21 protein-coding genes are annotated in these 23003 nt (G+C 50.9%); 5 read left to right on the top strand and 16 right to left on the bottom strand.

The window, feature by feature from the left end; genetic code table 11:
- Positions 1-332 precede the first annotated feature (332 nt).
- The 9 genes from Q1A69_RS00485 to Q1A69_RS00445 form a co-directional block, all read right to left on the bottom strand.
- Positions 333-680, bottom strand: a complete 348-nt coding sequence (locus Q1A69_RS00485) for a hypothetical protein (protein ID WP_299579437.1) — start codon at positions 678-680, stop codon at positions 333-335.
- 764 nt (positions 681-1444) lie between these two features.
- The gene (locus Q1A69_RS00480; protein WP_299579434.1) at positions 1445-2335 is read right to left on the bottom strand and encodes a hypothetical protein; all 891 of its coding nucleotides are present in this window, start codon (positions 2333-2335) and stop codon (positions 1445-1447) included.
- Between the two features lie 371 nt (positions 2336-2706).
- Entirely contained in the window at positions 2707-3729 is a 1023-nt protein-coding gene (locus tag Q1A69_RS00475) for a hypothetical protein (protein WP_299579431.1), read from the bottom strand.
- A gap of 508 nt (positions 3730-4237) precedes the next feature.
- Positions 4238-5188, bottom strand: coding sequence for a hypothetical protein (locus Q1A69_RS00470; protein ID WP_299579428.1), 951 nt, complete (start codon positions 5186-5188; stop codon positions 4238-4240).
- A 694-nt stretch (positions 5189-5882) separates the two neighbouring features.
- Complete coding sequence (locus Q1A69_RS00465; protein ID WP_299579425.1) at positions 5883-6422, bottom strand: hypothetical protein; 540 nt, start codon at positions 6420-6422, stop codon at positions 5883-5885.
- Positions 6423-6455: 33 nt separating this feature from the next.
- Positions 6456-7328 (bottom strand): CsgG/HfaB family protein, encoded by an 873-nt coding sequence (locus Q1A69_RS00460; protein WP_299579421.1) that lies wholly within the window; start codon positions 7326-7328, stop codon positions 6456-6458.
- A 30-nt stretch (positions 7329-7358) separates the two neighbouring features.
- Complete coding sequence (locus tag Q1A69_RS00455) at positions 7359-7778, bottom strand: curli assembly protein CsgF (RefSeq protein ID WP_299579418.1); 420 nt, start codon at positions 7776-7778, stop codon at positions 7359-7361.
- A complete protein-coding gene (locus Q1A69_RS00450) occupies positions 7778-8206 on the bottom strand; it encodes a CsgE family curli-type amyloid fiber assembly protein (protein WP_299579415.1) in 429 nt (142 codons plus the stop codon). Before Q1A69_RS00450 ends, Q1A69_RS00455 begins: the two co-directional genes overlap by 1 nt.
- Positions 8203-8796, bottom strand: coding sequence for a LuxR C-terminal-related transcriptional regulator (locus tag Q1A69_RS00445; RefSeq protein WP_299579413.1), 594 nt, complete (start codon positions 8794-8796; stop codon positions 8203-8205). The genes Q1A69_RS00450 and Q1A69_RS00445 overlap by 4 nt, the downstream gene beginning before the upstream one ends.
- Before the next feature lie 692 nt (positions 8797-9488).
- Here Q1A69_RS00445 and Q1A69_RS00440 point away from each other — a divergent pair.
- The 3 genes from Q1A69_RS00440 to Q1A69_RS00430 all read left to right on the top strand — a co-directional run bounded on the left by Q1A69_RS00440 (position 9489) and on the right by Q1A69_RS00430 (position 12889).
- A complete protein-coding gene (locus tag Q1A69_RS00440; protein WP_299579411.1) occupies positions 9489-10961 on the top strand; it encodes a hypothetical protein in 1473 nt (490 codons plus the stop codon).
- Positions 10962-11043: 82 nt separating this feature from the next.
- Positions 11044-11955 carry a glycerophosphodiester phosphodiesterase gene (locus tag Q1A69_RS00435; protein WP_299579410.1) on the top strand — a complete coding sequence of 304 codons (912 nt, stop codon included), beginning with the start codon at positions 11044-11046 and terminating at the stop codon, positions 11953-11955.
- Between the two features lie 22 nt (positions 11956-11977).
- On the top strand, positions 11978-12889 hold the full coding sequence (locus tag Q1A69_RS00430) for an MBL fold metallo-hydrolase (RefSeq protein ID WP_299579408.1): 912 nt from the start codon (positions 11978-11980) through the stop codon (positions 12887-12889).
- A gap of 109 nt (positions 12890-12998) precedes the next feature.
- Here the strand turns inward: Q1A69_RS00430 and Q1A69_RS00425 are convergent, their stop codons facing one another.
- The gene (locus tag Q1A69_RS00425) at positions 12999-16112 is read right to left on the bottom strand and encodes an efflux RND transporter permease subunit (RefSeq protein WP_299579404.1); all 3114 of its coding nucleotides are present in this window, start codon (positions 16110-16112) and stop codon (positions 12999-13001) included.
- 116 nt (positions 16113-16228) lie between these two features.
- The gene (locus tag Q1A69_RS00420; RefSeq protein ID WP_299579401.1) at positions 16229-17347 is read right to left on the bottom strand and encodes an efflux RND transporter periplasmic adaptor subunit; all 1119 of its coding nucleotides are present in this window, start codon (positions 17345-17347) and stop codon (positions 16229-16231) included.
- A 134-nt stretch (positions 17348-17481) separates the two neighbouring features.
- Between Q1A69_RS00420 and Q1A69_RS00415 the strand changes: the two genes are divergently transcribed.
- Positions 17482-18123, top strand: coding sequence for a TetR/AcrR family transcriptional regulator (locus Q1A69_RS00415; RefSeq protein WP_299579398.1), 642 nt, complete (start codon positions 17482-17484; stop codon positions 18121-18123).
- Here the strand turns inward: Q1A69_RS00415 and Q1A69_RS00410 are convergent.
- From Q1A69_RS00410 to Q1A69_RS00395, 4 genes are all read right to left on the bottom strand, one after another.
- The gene (locus Q1A69_RS00410; protein WP_299579395.1) at positions 18100-18393 is read right to left on the bottom strand and encodes a GFA family protein; all 294 of its coding nucleotides are present in this window, start codon (positions 18391-18393) and stop codon (positions 18100-18102) included. The two genes, Q1A69_RS00415 and Q1A69_RS00410, sit on opposite strands and share 24 nt — an antisense overlap.
- 56 nt (positions 18394-18449) lie before the next feature.
- Positions 18450-19211, bottom strand: a complete 762-nt coding sequence (locus Q1A69_RS00405; RefSeq protein ID WP_299579392.1) for an ABC transporter permease — start codon at positions 19209-19211, stop codon at positions 18450-18452.
- Entirely contained in the window at positions 19208-20173 is a 966-nt protein-coding gene (locus Q1A69_RS00400; RefSeq protein ID WP_299579390.1) for an ABC transporter ATP-binding protein, read from the bottom strand. Before Q1A69_RS00400 ends, Q1A69_RS00405 begins: the two co-directional genes overlap by 4 nt.
- A gap of 63 nt (positions 20174-20236) precedes the next feature.
- Positions 20237-21463 carry an MFS transporter gene (locus Q1A69_RS00395; protein WP_299579387.1) on the bottom strand — a complete coding sequence of 409 codons (1227 nt, stop codon included), beginning with the start codon at positions 21461-21463 and terminating at the stop codon, positions 20237-20239.
- A 264-nt stretch (positions 21464-21727) separates the two neighbouring features.
- On the opposite strand from Q1A69_RS00395, the gene soxR reads away from it, so the two are divergent.
- Positions 21728-22216: a redox-sensitive transcriptional activator SoxR gene (gene soxR, locus Q1A69_RS00390; protein WP_299579384.1), complete on the top strand. Its 489-nt coding sequence runs from the start codon at positions 21728-21730 to the stop codon at positions 22214-22216.
- Positions 22217-22277: 61 nt separating this feature from the next.
- On the opposite strand, the gene Q1A69_RS00385 is transcribed toward soxR, so the two are convergent.
- A complete protein-coding gene (locus tag Q1A69_RS00385; RefSeq protein ID WP_299579381.1) occupies positions 22278-23003 on the bottom strand; it encodes a dienelactone hydrolase family protein in 726 nt (241 codons plus the stop codon).

The following is a 23003-nucleotide window of genomic DNA, read 5'->3' as shown; positions in this document are numbered from 1 at the left end:
CTGACCTTATAGAGCCAAAGTACAATGGCGTTGTAAATACATAGGGAAAGAGCCGGCATAAAGAGGCGGACTCGATGGAGAAAATTCAGGAGAGGAGAAAGTTGCTGCATTCTGGTTGGCATCCCTGATACTGCTAAGGAGCGCAAATGTTTGTTCCGCCTTTTTAAGTTTTGTTCCTATCTCGTTTAAGGGCTATAGGAAAGAAGTACTATTTGAACAGGAAAAAAGTTCTAGTTGTGTCCAGGTGTAAGGAACCTAAATTAACGCGCAGTGTCAGAAATAATGTCACCTCTTACTGTCCCGATGGAATACTAAGGGGGCCATCCTGAACTCTACTGATGAATACGGCTGTGGTTATTAATGCCAATCTGAATGACTTGACTATCCTGATTCTGACCAAATTGCGATATGGATACATGATTAAAACCACCGAGCTGCCCAACGCTCGCGGTGAGAAAACTGCCGGACTGAAGTAAAAAAGCCCCATTGCTGACTTCCAATTGAGTGAGATTACCGCTGTTGTTTTTTCCCGTCTGGGTGAGGTTGATCAGGTTATCCACACCGGTTTGTAGCGCTGTGGCACATTGGCCGCTACCTAGCTGGGTCGTATCAGCCTTATTGAACCCTCCAGTCTGAACGACAGTGACTTCGTGGGAAACCCCTTGCTGGCGACTATTCACGCTATTGAATATACCGGCCTGTGTACTATTAATATCGCCGCCAAAATTTATGCTCTGATGAGCGGTCGCATTATTTAAACGATCGGCTTGTTGAATTTGAATACTATTATTGGACCCAGACGTTGCAATGTTAAGTCAAAGTGACTTTGTCCATCTTGAGTGTGCAGTGAGAAGCCTTGTGTTTGATTAATTTGAAATGTTTCTGGCTTGCTGTTCGCCCCAATCTGCACACTTTGCCCTGTATTGCCACTCCCGAAAGCTTGACTGATTTCAGATGAAAGCCGTTGGCCCGTCTGATACTGTGCGACAGCGCTGCTAATTTCTGCTACTTGGTTTGTGGCTGCATCATTAAAAAAACCAATCTTTTCTTGGATAATTAGATTGCTCCGGGTGAGTGGAAAATTTTAAATAGCGGTAGCGTTGTTCCCGATCCCAATTTGAACTTGGCGAACAGTTTGGTCATTACCTTGAGCTGAGAAAGGGCAGCTGGTTAATATGACGTTGGCTAAATGTAGCTTCCAAGAGGCCTTCATCGTTTTCTCCACAACTGCTGAGTGGGAGTCTTGATTACTTATTTATTCTTGATGAAAAAAAGTACTGCCACCATGAGAGGAAAATGGATAATTTATGAGAGTTTTTTTCAATAAAATATGTAAAAAAGCTCACGGATAAAGAACTTCGGTTGATGAATAGGATATATGACCACAGCGGCCAAAGATCTTTGTTAATCTTTGGCCGCTGTGGTCATTAGGAGACGAAGGTATTTACTGGTGTACTATGGCCGTATTCCCATGTCCTGTTTGGGTAATATTTGCAGAGCCAGCAAACCCACTTTGAGTGACGTTAGTTGTATTCATGCTGCCAGATTGATTCACAACCACCATATGTCCACCACCCATGGCGCCACCCCCAGATTGCATAACAATGGCTTGGTTCATAAATCCATCCTGGGTGACAAAGGCGCTGTTATACCATGATACCTGGATAATAGTGCTCAGGTTGCCTTCACCACTTTGCGTGATGTCGGCTTCATTGTACATGTCGGCTTGAGAGATATCGGCAGAATGGTGCATGCCGGTTTGCGATATCCTGGCATAGTGCCCTGTACCTTCCTGGCCAATGGTTGCTTCGTGATAAGAACCATCTTGGTATATATACGCCTCTGAATTAAAGCTGGCATATTGGCCAACAAGAGCGCCATGAATACTGCCAATTTGTTCAATGACGGATAGGTTATCACTGCCTAGATGCTGTTGAATTTCGGCTTGGTTACCTGTGCCACTCTGGCGGATATGAGCTTCACTATTTTGTATAGAAACCTGATAAGTGTTGGAGCGGTTGTCCATACCCGTTTGATAAATCAGAACACGATTACCAATGCCGCCCATTTGGAGACTGTAAGCATCGTTTAATTTTCCTTCCTGAGTCTGGTGAATCAAGCTGTCAGTCTCATTGACTTGAGTAGTCTCTATATTGTTGAGGCTACCATCTTGGTAGATCTCCACATCATTGTCGATAGCGTTGCTGTCAGTTTGGTCGACCATGACATGATTGTTAGTGCCACTTTGTCCAACCGTTGATGTGTTCCCTGCCGCGTATGTGAGTCCGCTGCCAGACACCATGATTGCTAGTGACAGAATGGTAATCTTCCTCACGTTTAACTCCTGTTTACTGCTGTGTCCATTATGGTTCGGTTAGCTCGCAAGCTTGAGATACCCTGGGTGGAGATATTTTAGTCTGTTCGTATAACTTTAGTTGAAATGTTCCAGAAATTTAGATGGTGACACTAATTGCTTTAATAGATTATTAATTATTTTAAATATTGATTTCTTTGGAGGTGAAGTTGGTTTGGTTCTGCGAGTCAAGGTGCTTGTGTATTTTTTAGTGGTTTCTCTACTCTTTAATAGGGTTTTCGTGAGAGTTGTTGTTGTAGGGTGTGATAAATAAACATATCAGAGAAATAGAGGATTGCTAATGACAAAGCTGACCCCGAGGATCAGCTTTGATAGCGATTTAGATGAAGATTTTACGGGAAAACATACATGTTATTATCACCTATCTGACTGACAACATGCATATCTCCGTTACCGGCTTGTAGGACTGAGATAAGGTTCGAGTTGCCTACTTGCGTTGCATCTAGGCTGTTATTGTTCCCACTTTGAGTTAAGAAGGTTGTATTTTGAGTACCACCAGACTGATGAATGTTAGAAACATTCATGTCACCAGGTTGGCTCACAGCGGCAAGGTTATGTGGGGTGAGCTGTTCGGTCATAGCCCAGTTGTCATCGCCACTCTGATTGTGAATAGCTACGTTGCTTTCCCAGAACTGCCAAATTCCACTGTAGTTGTTATTACCCGATTGGGCGACATTAATGTCATTGACTTTACCATCCTGCCATGAAAAGGAGATATTTCCAGATCCAAAAGCCTGCGAGACAAGAGCGCTGTTTTCTCGTCCATCCTGATGGGCTTCAATCGAATTGAATATACCACCGGTCTGCATAGTGGTGATTGAATTGCCCGTAGCATAGCTTGAAGACTGATTGACAAGAGTGGTGTTAGCTACACCGAAAGACTGGTTCACATTAGCACTATTAGGCGAGCCAGCTTGGTTCACTGTGGCGAAATTTGTGAGAACTGCAAACTGATTTACTGTTGCAGACTGTGCTCCTGTTCCGCTTTGGAAAATGGTAGCTGATGATCCACCTGTTAAAGACTGGTTAGTGGTGGCTTGGTGACTGTCACCCTCTTGATTAATAATACCAAAAGAAAGAGCGCTATTATCTTGAAACGACTCGGCCATATTCATGTCGCCGATCTGAGTATGGGCTATCAGGCTGTTGCTAGTGGTACCAGTTTGTTCTGGGGTGGACTTATTAAAATCACCAACCTGGTTGATGATAATGGTTCCGTTAACTACCGTGACATCTTGGACTGGTGCGATCATATTGCCAACACCATTCTGATTGATAAGTATGGTGTTGGCCATAGCGCCACTTGCTGCAATAGCCAGAAAAACACCTGCGGCTATCGGGGTATATTTGTTCATCGGGTACTCCTTGAAGAAATCAGATTTTGCTAAAAAATTTTTTCGAAAGAATTGCAAGGTAGCATCTAAAGCTTGCGTAAGAGTTTCTTTTCCTGCTGTAGGAGAAGTTCTTCGAGGGGGTTTCTCCAAAATATCAACAGGGGCCCTGAGCCTCTTTGAGTTTTAGGGGAAAGCATTTTAACCTCGTAAATAACAGCTTGATGCTGAGTAGAGTTTTGTGGGGAAAGCGCTGGAAGGCCATGGGAGATAAGTTTCTTTAATCTAAGAAGAAAGTATGTATTTCCTTTTTGTAAACACTTGAGTGCCAAATGACTTGTGATTAAATAACTGTGAGTTATAGGCTGGCGTGTTTGGCTCTATTTTTTGGTCGTAGACAATTTGATTGGAGGGCAGACATTTACAGTGTCATGAGAGATTCTGCGTGCCTGGCAGGGTCGCTAGATATAAAAAAGGCGGCCAAATGATGGCCGCCGTAAGAATCTGTTTCTCTAAGGAGCTACTGTAAGAGCTATTGCAAAATGAAGCCTACATTAGCTACGCCAACTTGACTTGCTACAGCCGTTTCATTTAAACCAAACTGAAGGGTGGTATGTGTATTAGCAAGGCCCACTTGGGTGGTTGCTGCATCATGCCCTAATCCGGCCTGAGTAATTGAAGATACGTTAACTAAACCAGCTTGAGCGGTGAGCGCGTCATTGAATGAGCCGAATTGCGTATGTGCGGAAAGGTTGCCAAAACCAGATTGAAGAGTCTGTGAGTCATTACCCAGGCCAGCCTGCAATGCAGATGTAAAGTTCAAAGTACCTAGTTGGGAGGAGTTTGAATTATTTAATGCACCTGTTTGGATATGACTTGAAAGGTTGAGGGTGCCAGCTTGGTTGGCGACAGCAGTATTTCCGAGAGCTAAAATTTGAGCTATATTGGAAATATTTGCATTGCCAGCTTGATTAGAAGTAGCGCTGTTGCCAACGCTTAAAGTTTGAGTGATTGTAGAAAAGTTTGCAGTACCTAACTGATTTACGGCTGCTACATCAAAAGCTGAGGCTGCTTGTGTTATGAAGCCAACGTTAACGTCGCCACCCTGATTAATGAAAGCTGCGGACGCGAATGCTGGTGCTGATTGGGTAGTAATACCTGTATTACCATTGCCAACTTGAAAAACTGAGGCGGTATTTAGGCTTCCGCCAAATTGAGAAGATGTTGCATTATTTTGATTTCCGGTTTGAGTGTGCAGGACAATGTTTGTATCACTACCGAGAGTCTGTAATGCATTGGAGTCGTTAAAATTACCCACTTGAGTTTGAATCACGAGGTTGTTTACGTTGCCGGGCCCTACCTGGGCGGAAGTGGCCATGTTCCCAGCGCCAAGCTGGCTTTGCAAGGTGGTATTATTTGCGGCTAATACACTGCCACTTGAGGCAATAAGGATTGCGGCTGCGATTGGTGTTAACGCCTTCATGCGATACTCCTTTACTCTGGACGTTTTAGATTCAGCACACTCTGTGCTGAAATTAATGACATCTTCCAGATGTCATGGATTCACAATACAGAAATCCTTAACTCGAGGAATGGCTGTATTGTTGAATTTAGGTCGAATAAAATAATCAGCGATTATTACTTCAATACACTAAATTTTTTCTTGAACGGCTTAACTGCTCGGTTGCCTTTAGGGGGGAGTCGGTTTCTTCCGTGTGCTGTACGGAGAAAATTTCCCTGAGAAAAGGAGCCTATCTGGCTTTGTGAGATTGATCTCTAAACAACCTAATGTCTGCATGACAAAATGTCCAAGAGGTGTAAAACAACATTTGATCAGATATGTTATTAGTTTTGTTGGTAATGCAGTGATTCGCCATAGGATAGAAGTCACTAAAAAATAGGAATATAGTTCCTTTGTTCTGGATGTACTTTCTGGTGACTGGTGAAATTAATTTTTAGAGGTTTTGCCTTTATTTCTGTTGTGTATCTGCCTTATTTTTACGGGGCAAAGCTTTTCCTGGATCACCATTTTATAAGTTCTGACAGGGAGGATGACTTTTCAGGTGTTCGAGTTAGTGCGGATGACTTGGAGGAAGAGATTTTCCAAAGTTGCCCTGTTTGTACATTCTTGGCTTTTAGGTGTGTGCCATTTTTGTAGTCTTGATCGAAGCGTTTAATTAATCAAATTGGCGGATATAGGTTACAGTGGCTGTGCCAGTTACTATTACTGAGGTATTCAGGCCATTGCCACTCTGATAAATATTAACTTTATGTAACATGCCAACCTCTTCCACGTGTGCGCTATTTTGCATGCCAAACTGGGAAACACTGGCTGAATTACCTACACCGTATTGTCCAATATTGATCCAGTTTTCGTATCCAATCTGAATTAATCCGCTGAGATTCTGCTCGCCAACCTGGCGTGAAAGCACGACATTATCTTCACCTGCCTGGGTTACTGAGAGATTGTTTCTGTTGCCATCCTGGTGGGCGGATGTGTAATTTGTTCGACCACTTTGGCGTACGCTGACCGTATTGATGCCACCTTCCTGATTGATTACCGAGAGGTTGGATACGGATAATAGGTTTGCTGAACTCAATTCACTGCTTAGAGCCAGCTCACTGTTGCTGTCCAGATCGGAGGCTGTGCAAACTTCAGTGCACATGCCAAAGATGGCCGTTGCGAGTAAAAAATGATATTTATGACTACCTGGCATGGGTACCTCTGCCTTTTAAACTGTGTGCAATGGTTACATAATTACCGTACTGTCGTTTAAATAGTATTGCAGTATAGGATTGTTAATATCATCGGGATTCGATAGCGCCCAGGAATTATGTACAATGCCTTCGCTGATTAAGTGAATCACTGCAGATTCCATCGCTGATAGCATAGCAAGCTGGGCGGGCTCATTAAATGTTGTCCCCGCTTCTATTTCCAGTAAGCGTCTGAATTTTACATAGCGGAATACATCGGCGCTTATTGCTTTGGAGTAGACTGTCTTTGACGTTAATACGGAGTGTAATATTCTGCCAGACCGTATATCAATCGCACGAAGGTTGACGGTGACTTGATCCACCCGATACTGCTCATCAGCCCCGATACCAAAGTAGCGAGCACCGGCACCGCCAGTTTGAATATTTTGGTCGTAAGCAACGATACCGCCCTCAAGAAGTACATTGGCCGCAATTAATGTTGGCAGGGGAATATTATTATTTACCGGTGCGCCCGGTTTACTGAGCCCGGCGCGTATGATCTTACGCTCAGTGAGTAGATTCTGTAATCCCTCGCGTTCCAACGCAATAAACCAACCAGATTCGTTCAGCACATCCATTAGCATGGCTGCACCACCTTGGGTAACCGCGGTGGAGAAACTACTGTTGGGGGCTGGCTTGTATTGACCGGTTTGGTCTCGAAAGCTGTATACCGCTGCTAGGATTTTTCCTTTGGGCTCTGGTAGGTTTACCAAATCCCGATAGGTATTCATACGCGGGGTCAGCATGGCATCGGTGCGCCCAGGACCAAAAAGGGCATCGCCAATGCTTTTGACTGCAGAGCATCCGCTAAATGTGAGTGTGAACGCCAGTGCGGGCAAGGCTACGGCTTTTTTTATTGCATTGCGCATTGCCAGTTTTCCTTCAGAGTTGATTCTTATCTAATTTGTGGGGTTGAGTCCACTTACAACGATTTCGCTTTTGTCGCCAGTGTTCCGATCGGTGATTAACACGGTAAGTACGCCGTCGTTGTCAACGATCTGTACAACAAAGTCATCAGTAATTAATTCGCCACTGTTGCCATCGCCCACGTCGGTGAGTAGCTGATTGAGCAGACGTGTTTCCAGGGAGTCGGAAAAACGATCCAAAGCACTGGGTTGCTCGTACATGCTGTCATACTTGTCGGGGTCTTCGTTGCTGTCTTGCGACTGCGCATTTTGCAGTAGGTAAGTACCATTCAGTGGATTGCCGCCGAAATTTGGATTTACCGGTTCGTAAATTAATTCGGTTGCCATCGCTGTACCACTTGCAAAAAAGATAGCCGCTAGATAAGAGGAGTAAATGCAATACTGCTTGTTCATTAGAATTCGTCCTTTCCCAAATCAAAGTTATCTGTGAAAGCGCTACTCACTCGGTCTTGTAATACCGCTTGATGAATATACTGAGCAGCTTCATCTGCTAATCGGTGAATGTCATTGGTACTTGGGCTGATAAAGCGCCGAAATACAATTTTGTCGTTATAGGTAACCCATATCAGGTTTCCCCAGCGAGCTGAGGGGCGTTCATAAACTGTCAGGTTATAGGTAGCATCTGGATAATTCAGGTTCCTGTATTCACCGAGATAACGAGCAAAATCATGCCCTGTCCGGGTTATTGTTCGGTCAATATTAAACCCGCTGATTTCATCCTCCAGCCTACCGGAGTCGGTATCTGCCTCAGGAACTCTGGTATTATCTTGTGCGAAAGTTACTGTTGCACAAAGAACCAGAATCAGCGGGGTTAACCTCATATTTTCTCTTCCTGGAGATTGAGTTTTGCCCAGTTGCTGGCTTGCAAGCGATTCTTTACGCCGATTTTTCGGAATATGTTATACATGTGATTTTTAACGGTATGCTCGCTCAAATGTAGTCTGGTTGCGATCACACTATTGGGTTCACCAGTGGTTAACTGTCCTAGAATTTCCTGCTCTCTTCGAGTGAGCGGTAGCGGGGTTTGAGTGTTATCCGAGTGGTTGCTGTCACAGCTATGAATAGCCGTATTGAGTCTCTGGATCAACTTTTCCTGACTTACGTTGCTGTCGCATAATAAGTAGCAGCCAGTTTGGCGCAGTTTCTCTAAGGTGTGGTTTGGCAGATCGGCAGGGAAATTAATGAGGATGTTTTTTGGGTGTCGTATTTTTTTCAAGTCCGATAAAAAATCCTTATAGCAATTGTTGATGCCTATTTGCCAGCAATCGATGATAATTGCTTCGTAATGTTGTAAGCAGTGCCTTTGCTTTCCTATACAGGCCTTTTCCCATGGTATCGAAATGGACTGCGAAAACAGTGAAAATAAAAGATCGCCCTGAAGGCCGGAGTTGCTAAAAAAAAGAACCGGCATATACCTCGTACCTCTCCTTGAAACAAAAGGATCACCCTCAGTGTTGAGTGCAAGATCCGTTGTCGACTCCTGTCGTATAAGTTTCCTGGTTGATGTCTAATGATCTTTAACGGTTTTCTTTGCTGCGCAAGTTACCTCTTTGTTTTAGGGGGAATGACTCACTCGATGAGAATTTAGTTTGGAGTGTAGTAGTGGCGATGGGGTTGTCTGGAAAAATCAGTGCCTTATTTTTCATGAAAAATTAACGCCTGTAGGTAATGTCGTCTTGCCAGTTTGTTGGTTGAAGTAGCCGAGAATCTGATAATTTCTGAATCTTTATTTTTGTTATTTGGCGTATGCAGCCTATTTTTTGCCATTTTTATGGCTATTGGTTTTAGTGTCGGATTATGTCTCTCTGAGAGTTCTGGGTATTTTGTTTTTGGCGGGAAATATTCAGGTTCTCAGTGTGTTCGTATGTAGTTTGAAAAACCGTTCGGTTTGGAGGCGAAAATTGACGGGGTTGAACAATATCCATTTCCATTGCGGGATAAATGAAATGACCTGGCATATTCCCCTCGCCGAACGTAACGGCCTAACTTCGGTCATCGGGGCTGTCGCGATAAAGCAATATAAAGTGTGACATTTTGGGCGATTGCCAGTGTTTCAGCTGGTAGGATGGCGTATCGCTCAGTGTTATAAGGGAATCAAATGTCATGAATCAGCTAATAGAGACTTTGCCACTCTGGCTATGGGGAGGCTTGGCGGTTCTAGCATTATTTCTTGGTAGAGGACCATCGCATAGAGCCATCTACTCTCTGGCCCGTTTTGGCCACCGCTCGCTATTGTTTGCCGCAACCTCTATAGGGTTGGCAGGGCAGCGGGTGAGAGAGCGCAATCGGGAAGTACTACTTGCTATGGGGCGGGAGATGGCTGAGTGGCAGATTGAGCGCGAATTCGAGCGTATAGAGGGAACGCTAAAACGGGATCTAGCGCAATATCCCACATTACACCGCCGTCTTTGTGAACAAATGACCGTGCTGGATGAGGATTATGTGCGCAGCGCAGAGATTCCCCCGGAGCCCTCCAATTGGGCTAGGGCCATTCGCTCGGTGGCGGAAATCCCTACTCAGGATGATACTGTTGTGGCCGATGTGCTGGAGACCATCAATCAGTCCATGCGCAAGGCGGAGTCGCGGGCTCTGGAATCCTACCGGGAAGCCATACGAGAGCGCCACCAACTTTTAAAACGCATGATGCCTGGATGGCGCACCATGCTGAAAACCCTGGGGCGTATCAATCGGAATGTAGAATCTTTGATTTATCGCGGCAAAGTGCTCGATGGGCATATGGCGCGATATGAAGAGATTTTGCAAGAGAGTGATCGCAGCCTCCGTCTTCTGTCCATCTCCTCTTTGAATCGTTTTCTGGTGTCCTCGTTGGTATTGTTTGTGGCACTGGCTGGAGTGTGGGTGAATCACCAGTTAATTGCTCGTCCGATTACAGAGATTGTTGGCGACGGCCACTTCCTGGGCACCTATGCTACGGCGGACATTACCGCTCTTGTGTTGATTTTTTTACAGCTTGTCACTGGTATTGTCGTCATCGAAAGTTTGCGTATTACTCGCCTGTTTCCTTCTATCGGTGCCTTGGCCGACATCGCTCGTCGGCGCTTGATGTGGGCCGCACTACTTCTGCTCTTGTGCTTTGCCGGGATTGAAGCAGGTTTATCCTTCTCGCGTGAATTATTATTGCAACAAGATCAATCGATGACGGGTGTGGTGGCGATTAGCGGGCCTGTCGTTGCGGGTATGGATTCCTATTGGACCCTGGGTCTGGCCCAGCTGGGGTTGGGGTTTATTCTCCCGCTGGCTCTGGCCTTCACAGCGATTCCCTTGGAGCAATTTGTGGCTTCCGCACGTACCGTGTTTGGTTTTTTACTGTTATTTTTCCTTAACTTGGTCTCTGTGTGCTTGCGCTTTTTGGCTGTTACCGCACTACATTGTGGCATTTTACTGAACCGTTTATATGACCTGATCATTTTTCTTCCTCTTTGGCTACAGCGTGTATATCTACACTCTCGGAAGACTGGCTTTTTGACGGCGCAGCCCGATACAACGGTAAGTGGCCAGGGGGCTATGAAAGCGATGGGTGAGGGGCTTTCGACAGAGCCATCAACGAGTGTTTGAGTGCCTCTTAGATGGGGGATGCTGTGAGGATAAATAGGGTTAAGCCTTTCTTACGAATATCGGGTTTGGATGGCAGGAATACATGTCAACGCTACTTCTTTTCTGTGTCATAGTACTTGTGCTTTTCATTTATGCGCGCTCCGGTGTCGCGCCTAGCTCTGCACTTAAGTTGCCTGCGCTCAAGGGGCCAATGGTAATTGCCCATGGCAATGACTGTGGCAATGGAATTTTTCCGGGCAATACCCTCATTTACTTACAAAAAATGGTGGCACTAGGCGTGGATGCTGTCGAGGTAGATCTGTGGCTCAGTGCCGACGGACACCTGATTCTGCAGCACGATCCCGACTTGAACGACACAACCGATGGTAGTGGTTCTATAGAGGAAATGACCCTAGCGCAACTGCGCAAACTGAATGTTGCTTATCACTGGAGTCGTGATGGACTGACTTATCCTTATCGGGAAGCTCCACTGAGAATTGTGACGCTGGAAGAGGCCCTAAAGGTGGTGGGCTCTACACCGCTGATACTGGACTTGAAAAGTGGGCAGTATCGGGCGGCACAAGTATTGAATGATTTACTCGAGCGCACAGGTAAAAAAAGCCAGGTTATTGTTTCCTCTTTTCACGTGGGTGTAATTCGCGAGTTTCGATGTCTGAGCCCCGGTACGGCCACGGGGTCTACAAGTTGGGAGGCGGCGCTTTTATTTTTTGCGCAGCTATTGCGCGCAGAAAACTTGTTGGCACCGAACTATCAGACGATGCAGCTACCCATGCAATATTTTGGCCTCGATGTCGTCACCAGGGGTACCTTACGTGCGGCGCGCAAGCGGAACCTACACGTCTCTGTGTGGACGGTGAATGGTTGGGCCGATTTGCAGCACTACATCGATCTGGGTGTGGATGGTATTGTCACCGATCGACCGGATATCTTGATGGCCTTGCTTCCCGGCCGACAGCCGGTGGCGTCCCCAAAGCGGCTGGTCCATAGCCTTTGAAAATAACAACAAGGATTTTTTAATGAAACAGATAGCAGGTATTGCGGCGCTGCTGGTGTCGCTTTTGAGCGTTCCAGCGTTGGCGGAGGATCGCTTTGCCAAGGTGGAGATTAGCAGTGAACCCGTGGCGGGCAATGTCTATATGCTCAAGGGGGCCGGTGGCAATATCGCCGTACTGGTGGGCGAGGACGGCACTTTTATGGTGGACGACCAGTATGCGCCACTCACCGCGAAAATACAGAAGACGATAGCGGGCTTGGCGGATCAGCCATTACGATTTGTTATTAATACGCATTGGCACGGTGATCACACCGGCGGCAATGAAAACCTGGGCAAAAGTGGTGCCCTGATTGTGGCTCATGAAAATGTGCGCAAAAGGGTCAGTAGCGAACAGTTTATTACGGCCTTCAAGCGTAAGGTTGAGCCTTCGCCGGCGGCGGCGTTACCGGTAATAACCTTCACCGACGCCACCACCTTTCACTGGAATGGCGATAAGGTACGGGTACAACATGTGGGTCCTGCCCACACCGATGGTGATTCCATTGTGCATTTTACCGACGCCGATGTGATTCATATGGGGGATATCTATTTTAATGGTACCTATCCATTTATCGACGTATCTTCCGGCGGCTCTGTCGATGGCATGATTGAAGCGATGGATACTGCCCTGGCGCTGTCTGGAAAAAACACCAAAATTATTCCCGGGCATGGCCCCTTGAGTAATCCCGCCGAGTTGAAAGTGCAGCGGGATATGCTGGCGACCCTGCGCGATCGTATCCAGAGGTTGGTCGATAGTGGAAAAAGCCGCGATCAGGTGGTTGCTGCCAAGCCTACCAAGGATTTCGATGACAAGTTTGGCCAGGGCTTTATGACCCCGGATATCTGGACGGGCATTGTTTACGATTCCCTGGCAGCAAAACCGAAGAAATCCTAATGGACGTTTATTGATAGCTTTTTTGGCTTATCTCAATAAAAAAGGCCCGGATAGAGATATCCGGGCCTTTTCGGTTTGGTTTTACCAGAACTTAGGCGGGCGATCTTTTCTATGCGGATGCCTGTGGTTCAGCACTGCCCAGGTTTGATGAGCTATCCACAGTGTTTTCTTTGTCTTCTTCGCGTACGCGGAACCAGGCGGCGTATAGCGCTGGCAGGAAGATCAGGGTCAACCCGGTGGCCACAATCAGTCCACCCATAATGGCGACGGCCATGGGGCCGAAGAAATCACTGCGCGACAGAGGGATCATTGCCAGTACGGCGGTGAGAGCGGTCAACACGATGGGGCGGAAGCGTCGCACAGTGGACTCAATGATCGCCTCCCAGGCACTCAGCCCCTGGCTGATATCCTGTTGGATCTGATCTATCAGGATCACCGAGTTGCGCATAATCATGCCGGCCAGGGCGATGGTGCCGAGCATGGCCACGAAGCCGAAGGGTTTGCCAAACAGCAACAGAAACAGTGTGACTCCGATCAGCCCCAGAGGCGCCGTGAGGAACACCATGGTGGACAGCGACATACTGCGCAGCTGCAGCATTAACAGGGTGAACACCACCAAAACAAACAATGGCATGCCCGCATTCACCGATTGCTGCCCGCGCTCGGATTCTTCCACGCTGCCGCCCACTTCCAGCAGGTAACCCGGTGGCAGTTGGTCGCGAATACCCTGCAGGCGCGGCCAGACTTCGTTCACTACGCTAGCGGGCAGTTCCTTACCGTAGATATCGGCGCGCACGGTTACTGTAGGTAATCGATCGCGGTGCCAGATGATGCCCTCCTCGAAGCCGTATTCGAGGGTGGCAATTTGATTGAGCGGCACACTGCGACCGCTGTCGGTCTGTACGGCCAAGTTGCCAAGCTGACCCAGGGCGTAGCGCTCTTGCTCGTCGCCGCGCACACGCACATCAATCAGTTCGTTGTCCTCGCGGTATTGGCTCACGGTGATACCGGTGAGGGAGCTCTGCAAGGCGCGGGATAGCGAGGCGCTGTTTACGCCCATGGTGCGGGCGCGGTCCTGGTCGATATTTAAGTTGACGGTCTTGCTGGGCTCCTCCCAATCCAGGTGCACATTGGTAACCTTGGCGTTCTCCCGCACGCGCGCGGCCACCTGGCGGGCTAAGTGACGCACTTCACCAATGTGTTCGCCGGAGAGGCGAAATTGTACGGGGTAGCCAACTGGTGGACCATTTTCGAGGCGGGACACACGGCTGCGCAGAGTGGGGAATTCCCCCTGCATGGTTTCGATCAACCAGCGACGTACCTGTTCGCGCTCTTCTACACTGCGGGTCATTACCACAAACTGGGCAAAACTGGCGGCCGGTAGCTGCTGGTCCAGTGGCAGGTAGAAGCGCGGTGAGCCAGTGCCCACATAAACCACATAGTTTTCCACCTGTTCGTTCTTATCCAGTAGCGCCTCCAGGCGTTTGGCCTGGTACTCGGTGGATTTCAGTGAGGCGCCCTCGGCCAGCTTTAAGTCCACCAGCAGTTCCAGGCGGCCGGAAGAGGGGAAGAACTGTTGTGGCACCAGGCGGAACAGGGCCAGGGCGCCGATAAAAATTGCCAGCGTTGCCACAATCACCGTTTTGCGGTGGTGCAGACACCAGGTGATCAGGCGGCGGAAACGCTGATAAAAGGGTTTTTGATAGGGGTCCTGGACTTCGCCGCTGTGGCTGTGGCGCGCGAGGTTGGGTAGTAGGTAGTGCCCCAGATAGGGCACAAAGACCACCGCGGCAATCCAGGAGACCATAAGAGAAAGGGTGACGACCTGGAAAATGGAACGCGTATATTCACCGGTGCCAGACTGGGCGGTGGCGATAGGTAGAAAACCGGCGGCGGTAATTAGCGTACCGGTGAGCATGGGGAAGGCGGTACTGGTCCAGGCGAAACCGGCCGCCTTTAGGCGACTAAATCCCTGCTCCATTTTTATCGCCATCATTTCCACGGCGATAATGGCGTCGTCCACCATCAGGCCGAGGGCGAGCACCAGGGCACCCAGGGAAATTTTGTGCAGGCCGATATCGAAGTAATTCATCAGTGCAAAAGTCATGGCCAGCACCAGCGGAATCGACAGCGCCACAATCAGGCCGGGGCGACTGCCGAGGGAGAAGAAGCTCACCAGCAGTACAATGCCCAGTGCCTCCACCAATACCTGCAGGAACTCTCCCACACCGCGTTTTACCGCCGCGGGTTGATCGGACACTTTGTGCAGCTGCATGCCGATAGGCAGGTCTTCCTGCAGTTCGATAAAGGCCGTGTCGAGTTGCTTTCCCAGCTTGAGGATATCGCCGCCTTCTTTCATGGAGACGGCCAGGCCGATGGCATCTTCCCCCATAAAGCGCATGCGCGGTTGAGCGGGGTCGCTAAAGCCGCGGTACACCTCGGCAATATCCCCAAGCCTCTGGGTGCGGCCGCCGGCGCTAATGGGGAAGCGACGAATTTCATCGACCGAGTGAAACTGGCCGCTGACACGGATACGTACGCGGTCGCTCACCGTGTCGATAAAGCCGGCATCGGCTACCTGATTTTGGGATTGCAGGGCGCTCTGTACCGCGCTGAGGGGAATACCCAAAGAGGCGAGCTTGGTGTTGGAAATCTCCACCCAGATTTTTTCGTCCTGCAAGCCCAGGAGTTCCACCTTGCCCACATTCTTTACGCGCTGTAGTGATAGCTGCAGGCGCTCGGCATAATCCTTCATCAGGGCGTAATCGAAACCACTGCCGGTCAGTGCATAGATATTGCCGAAGGTCGTGCCGAATTCGTCGTTAAAAAATGGACCCTGGATATCCTGGGGCAGTGTGTGGCGAATATCGTTGACCTTTTTACGCACCTGGTACCAGAGGTCGGGAATATCCCGTGAGTGCATATCGTCGCGGGCGACAAATAGCACTTGGGATTGGCCGGGACGGGAGAAAGAGGAGATACGCTGGTAGTCACCCGTTTCCAGCAGTTTTTTTTCCACACGCTCGGTAATTTGGCGGGATACTTCCTCGGCACTGGCACCTGGCCACAAGGTATTAATCACCATCACTTTGAAGGTGAAGGGCGGGTCTTCGCTCTGCCCCAGTTGCGTGTAGGAGGCGGCGCCGAGCAGCGCCAGCACGATCATGGTGTAGAGCACCAGTGGGCGGTTTTTTAGTGCCCACTCAGAAAGGTTAAAGCCCATGGCAATATCTCTATTTCGATCTGCGACCGCATTGTACGGTTCACACCTTGGCAAATTCGTTGGAGCACCCCTTTGTGGGGCGCTGGGTCAGGTTCTTTTTGGGGGCGAATCGCCACTCAATCCTGCTGGGCAAGGGCCCGGTTTGGATCAATCGGGCGGTTCAAGCGGTCGACAGGGCGCACCTGCTGCCCCTCCAATAACAGGTGGGTGCCGGCGGCGACGATCCAATCGCCCGCGCTCAGGCCGGAGAACACCGGTACAAATTCCTGACCATAGGGACCCACGGTGACTTCGGTCTTGTGCAGGATTTGGTGTTCGCGCTCCAGCACCCATACGAAGGCCTTGCCCTCATCGGCGCTCACTGCCGACATAGGCACTTGCAGGATGTCGGTGGTTGTCGCTTTAGGCGCGAAAACCCTGGCGCTCTGGCCTATTTCAATACCGGTGGTTTGCTGGGTAAAGGCCACGCGCGCTTCAAAGGTGCGCGATACCGGATCTGCAGCGGGAGAGAGTTCGCGCACCTGGGCGGGGAAGGACTTGCCCGGTTGTGACCAGAGTTCCACAGTAAGGGGCTGGCCCACGCGGAAGTGGCTGATGGCCTGCTCGGGCAGGTCGATACGTACTTCGCGCTCACCGTCGGTGGCCAGTTCGAAAATACCCTGGCCGGCGGCCACGACCTGGCCGGCCTCCGCCATACGGCGGGCGATGACCCCGCTCTCCGGGGCTTTCAACTCGGCGTAGGCGGCCTGGTTACGGGCCACGTCGAGTTGTGCCTGCGCTTGCTGCAAACGCGCCTCGCTGGCCTCAAAGCGGGTTTCCACCGCATCGAATTGGGAGTGACTCACCAGTTGGCGTTCCAGCAGTTTGCGGTGGCGCCTCAGTTCACTGCTCGCCAGGCGCTGGTCGGCTTCCGCCGAGGTGAGGCGGGCGCGAGCGGAATCCAGTTGCAGAAGCAGGTCCTCGGTATCCAGCTCAGCCAGTGGCTGCCCCTGTTCGACGCGATCGCCTACATTGACCAGACGCCGCTGGATCTTGCCACTGATGCGAAAGGCCAGAGCCGGTTCGAAGCGGGCGCGCACCTCACCGGGATAGGCATCCAGTTGGGCGCTGGCCACTTGCGGTTGGACCATGACCGCAGGGCGAGGTTTTTCCGCTTGTTCAGTGGGCTCTGATGGCGCACAAGCGGACAACAACAGACTGAACGATAATGCGGCGAAGAGTAGCGATCGGTACATAAGGGCTCCCTTCCTCGACGGCGAGGTGACAAGGTAAGTCCAGCAGTGGACAGGTCATGGCCGAGTGGCCGGTAATGTTATACTGGTGAGTATAGTAAGTTTATTGAACTGGAGAGTCCAGTATATGGAGTGCTATGTCTGAACAATCTCAGGCAGCCGCCCAACGCGGCCGTCCCAAGGACCCGGCCAAGCGCCAGGCCATTCTCGATGCCGCCAAAGAGCTTTTCCTGACGCGGGGTTTTGCCGCCACCAGTGTGGATGCGGTGGCCTCTGCGGCGGGTGTGTCGAAGCTCACGGTGTACAGCCATTTCTCCGACAAAGAGACGCTATTTAGCGCGGCGATCACGTCCCGTTGCGAAATGATGATGCCCCTGCCTATTTTTGACCTGAAAGAGGGCGACGCGGTCGCGGAGGTACTGGAGCGCATTGGCCAGGCCTTTCTGGGTATGGTCGACAGCGAAGATAGCATTCGCCTGTTGCGGCTTTTGTGCGCCCTGGCTTCACAGGAGTCGCAGAATTCGAAACTGGCCCAGTTATTTTTCGATGCGGGTCCTCAACGTATCCTGCGGGAAATTGAGCAGTTGCTACAGCGCGCTACCGAAATGGGCAAGTTGCGGGTGGACGATCCGGCGGAAGCCGCCGAGCATTTTATGGGCCTACTACTGGGCTGCCGCCATATGCGTGTTCTGATCGGTTGCTGCGAGGTACAGGCGGAAGCAGAGCGGCATGAGCGGGTGCACCGGGCGGTGGCCTTATTTATGCGAGGGTACCGCTGAGGGGGCTATTGCACCGGGTTGTCCGGCATCAACGGGCATAAACGGTAAGGTCCAGGTGAGGGCACCGCCGCAATGCGTGCAGAACCCGCATTCGATCCAGCGGCCGGCGTCGGATTCCAGTCGGTGAGTTTTTAGCGCACTGCTGGGCAACTTCACCATTTGCCTGTCGAAATATACCGGCACGCCGATCAAGCTGCCGGTGCGTTTCCTGCACCAGCTGCAGGAGCAGAGGTTCACACGGTGGGGTTGTCCGGCAGCGCGAAAGCGCACCGCGCCACAGACACTTCCCCCCCTCGTGATTCGCCGTTATACGCGCAGCTCAATACTCAGGTTTTAATCCGGTAACCGGTGCGGAAAATCCACCATATGGTGGTTAGGCACAGTACAAGGAAGAGTAACGTCATGCCGACACTGAGCCCCAGGTTGACATCGGACACACCGTAAAAAGCCCAGCGAAACCCGCTGATCAGGTAAACCACCGGGTTAAACAGGGTCACTTTTTGCCAGAACTCCGGCAGCATGCTGATGGAGTAGAAAGCGCCGCCGAGAAACGTCAGTGGGGTGACGATCATCAGCGGGATGACTTGCAGTTTTTGGAAGTCATCTGCCCAGATGCCGATGATAAATCCGAACAGACTAAAGGTAACGGCGGTCAGCACCAGGAATGTGATCATCCAGAATGGGTGCAGGATTTCATAGTCCACAAAAAACCGTGCGGTGATCAGGATCAGTAAACCCAGCAGAATTGACTTGGTCGCGGCGGCGCCCACATAGCCGGCAACAATTTCAAACGCCGATACCGGTGCCGACAGCACTTCGTAAATGGTTCCAGAAAATTTTGGGAAAAATATACCGAAAGAAGCGTTGGAAATGCTTTCTCCCAGTAGAGCCAACATAATTAGGCCGGGGATAATAAAAGCCCCGTAGCTGACCCCTTCGACCTCTCCCATTCGCGAGCCGATGGCGGCGCCAAACACAATAAAGTACAACGAAGTAGAGAGCACCGGTGAGGCGATACTTTGCATCAGCGTGCGCCAGGTGCGGGCCATTTCAAACTTGTAGATTGCTCCAATACCATGCAGATTCATTCCTGAGTCTCCCCACTGAGCTGTTTCTCATGCTCACGGCGTGCGCCGTGCACCAGGTTAACAAAAATTTCTTCGAGGGAGCTCTCCCTGGTATGCAAATCGCGAAACTCTATATTGGCCGAATTTAAGCGGCGCAGAAATTCGGCGATACCGGTGTTTTCACTCTTGATATCGAAGCGGTAAATCAGCTGGCTGCCATCTCCGTTCAGGCGCAGTGGCAGATCGGCGAGGCTATCGGGAATTTTTTGCAGCGGTTCCGGCAGTTGTAGGCTGAGTTCCTTTTCCCCCATTTTCTGCATCAGGGTTTTTTTATCCTCGACCAGTACCAGCTCTCCACGATTGATAACCCCGACGCGGTCGGCCATTTCCTCGGCCTCCTCAATATAGTGGGTAGTAAGGATTACGGTGACCCCGGAATCCCGCAGGCCGCGCACCATCTCCCACATATCCTGGCGCAGCTCCACATCGACCCCTGCGGTGGGTTCATCCAGGAAGAGTACACTGGGTTCATGGGAGAGGGCTTTGGCGATCATCAGACGACGCTTCATACCGCCCGATAGGGTGATGATCTTGTTGTCTTTTTTCTCCCACAGGGAAAGTTGGCGCAGAATTTTTTCTAGGTGGGCGGGGTTGGGTGGCTTGCCAAACAGGCCGCGGCTGAACTTGACTGCTCCCCACACACTTTCAAAGGAGTCTGTAGAAATTTCCTGGGGCACCAAACCAATTGCACGTCGGGCACTGCGGTAATCCCGCTGAATATCAAAGTCACTGACGGTAACGTTACCCTGGCTTGGGTTAACGATGCCACACACGATACTGATCAACGTTGTCTTGCCGGCGCCGTTGGGGCCGAGCAGGGCGAAAATCTCACCGCGCTGAATTTCTAAATCTATATTCTGCAGGGCGGTAAAACCCCCGGCGTAAGTTTTGCCGAGGCCCTTGATGGAAATTATGGGTTCCACTTTTTCTCCTTGCCAAAGTCTTTAGTGCGACCTGGTCACAATGTTTTCGGGCGTGTGTACATCCTACTGCAAATTCATTTCCATGGAGGGTTTGGGTTTCAGCCAATGTAGAGTGAGCGCCAGGCCAGCGAAAACGATTAACGCACAACTGGCTGCGGAAAATCCACTGGCGAGACCGAAGCGGTCGATCCAGGGTTGGCTGACCAGCGGGGAGAGAAATTGCCCGATAAAAACACTGGCGGCGAGCGCTCCAGATATGCGTCCCCGCAGGGTTGGCGCGGCCAATTCCAGGCCGGTGGCGAATATATGTGGAATCAGTGTTCCCATACCCGCGCCGTAAATCGCCGTGGCAATCATTACTGCATACAAAGATTCTGCCCCGGCTATAAGTCCCATGCCGAAAGCCATGACGGCAAACCCCAGGGCGAATACCCCGGTTTTGCCTAAGTGATCACGAGCGCGGGGATAGAGTGTCAACGAGGCGAGGGCGCCCACTAAGTTACTGGTGGCAATGGCGATTCCCGCGAGGCTGGGGGTGTCGATACCAAGCTCTTGCAATAGGAAAGGGAGCTGGGTGGGAATTAGGAAAAAAGCCAGGCTATTGAACATGGCCGCGCCGAGTAGCAACGCAAATGCCGGCCAATAGGGAGTTTCCTTTTTGGCTCCACTGCGCATTTGATGGGCGGTGTTACGGCTGGGTTCCGGCAGGTAGCGCAAAACCGCCGGGATCAGCAGTATGGCCACCGCGTAAATAGCGAAGGGCGCACGCCAGTGTATATCTGCCAGCAGTCCTCCGGCCATAAGACAGACAACGCCGCCGAGGCTGATAAAGGCGCCCTGTTGGCTCATATAGACCTGCCTTTGCGCGGGACTGAAGTAGTCGCCCACCAGGGCGGAGACCGAAGTCATGGTGCCCGCTACGGCGATACCCAGCAGTATGCGGCTGGCCAGCAGCCCTTCCAGGCTGTCCTGTAGTAGCGTCGAAGCGCCGGCCAGGGTGTAAATACTGACAGCCATTATCAGCAGTCGGCGCCGTCCATAGCGGTCGGAAATCAATCCGGCTAGTGGCGCGCAGAGGGCGATCATCAAAGCGGGCAGGCTCAGTATCAGGCGGCTCAGCAGAGCGATGTTTTCATGCTGGGCAAAGTGTGCCTCAAGTGCGGGTAGGGAGGGGGCTACTGTGGCTCCAGACATGATCGTGAGGGCCGCCAGACACAGGAGAGTCAAGCGTCTCTGCGTGGGGATCATGGGCTCCGCTACACCGGGCGATACCGCGCCGATGGCGCTCATCGGTGCCCTCCTTTTTTCTCTATGCTCGCTTTGGCAGGGGCACTAGCCGCCGAGGCCCACAGCCCTTCGTGCACAGCGAGTTTGATACTCAGGCTTTGGACTGTGACCAATAATGTGGTTGTGTTTGTTACGGGTTTTTCTGTGGGCACTGGGTAAATCTGCTTGCTGTTACTGACCATCGGAGCTCTCCCCGGACTTGCATTGGAATGTCGGGCAGTGTAGAACCTCAAGTAAAGTTGAGGTCAATACTGCGGGAGAGATTTCATGAGCGGTACCAACAAAAAGAAAACCGTTGCCAGTTTTGATAGGAAAGGCCGCGGTGAAATGACGGTGGGCGAGGTAGCCGAGCGCAGTGATGTAGCGGTGAGTGCGCTGCATTTTTATGAGAGTAAAGGCCTGATCAGCAGCTGGCGTACCAGCGGTAACCAGCGGCGCTATTCGCGCGATGTGTTGCGACGGGTGGCGATTATCAAGGTGGCGCAGAGTACTGGTATTCCCCTCGCTGAAATTCGCCAGGCCCTGGCAACCCTTCCGGATGGACGTACCCCCACCGCTAAAGACTGGGCCAAACTCTCCGCCGGTTGGCGCGAGGACCTGGATCAGCGCATTCGCCAGCTGACCCAGTTACGCGATCGCCTGGAGGGTTGCATTGGGTGCGGTTGCCTCTCTATGCAAAGCTGCCCCCTGCGTAATCCCGGCGACCGGGCAGCGGAGCAGGGCGGTGGGGCGCACTACCTGGAGAGCGACATATAGCGGGGTAGTATTTTGCTCGGCAACAAGTTCTTACTTGGATAATGTCTTTTCCCGAGAATACTCACTGGAATATCCTTTGGTAAAAATCCAGTGTGCCCTGCCATGCATCTTGTGCGGCTTCCCGGTTATAGGCCAGGGGCAGTCCAAACTTCTCTCCGCGCTCAGTGGCGACAGGATTGGTAAAACCGTGCAGTACACCGGGGAAACTGACCAGGGTGAATTTGGCTTCCGCTTCCTGCATTTCTTGTACGAAGGCGGCAACCTGCGGTGGCGGGATCATACTGTCAGCCCCGCCGGTATAAACCAGTAGCTCCGCTGTTATTTTGCCTTTTTCTGCGCTGATTTTGCTGGCCAGGGCGCCATGGAAACTGACAACACCGCGCAATGCCAAACCGAGACGCGCCATGCTTAAAGCCACGCCGCCGCCGAAACAGTAGCCCTGCGCGGCGATCTGGGTTGGTTCCACGTGATCGTGTTGCTGTAGCAGGGTAAGTGCGGTGCGAAAGCAAGCTTCCAGAGCTACAGGGTTTTTTAGCGCCTCGTCGCGATACTGTTGCGCCTCGGCGGGATCGTCCGTCTGTTTTCCGCTGCCAAAAATATCCACGGCAAACGCGCAGTAGCCCTGTCGGGCGACCTGTTCTGCCTGCTCTCGCACAAAGGCATTGTGGCCCCACCACTCGTGGACCAGGATGACTCCGGGGCGTTTTTCTTTGATGGCGTCATCCCAAACGATATAGCCTGAATAGGACTGACCATCTACCGTGTAATCGATCACTTCGGATTTCAT

Source organism: uncultured Microbulbifer sp., from assembly GCF_947498635.1.
Lineage (GTDB): Bacteria > Pseudomonadota > Gammaproteobacteria > Pseudomonadales > Cellvibrionaceae > Microbulbifer > Microbulbifer echini.
Note: the sequence above shows the minus strand (reverse complement) of the source record. Positions and strands in the feature narration are given on the sequence as shown.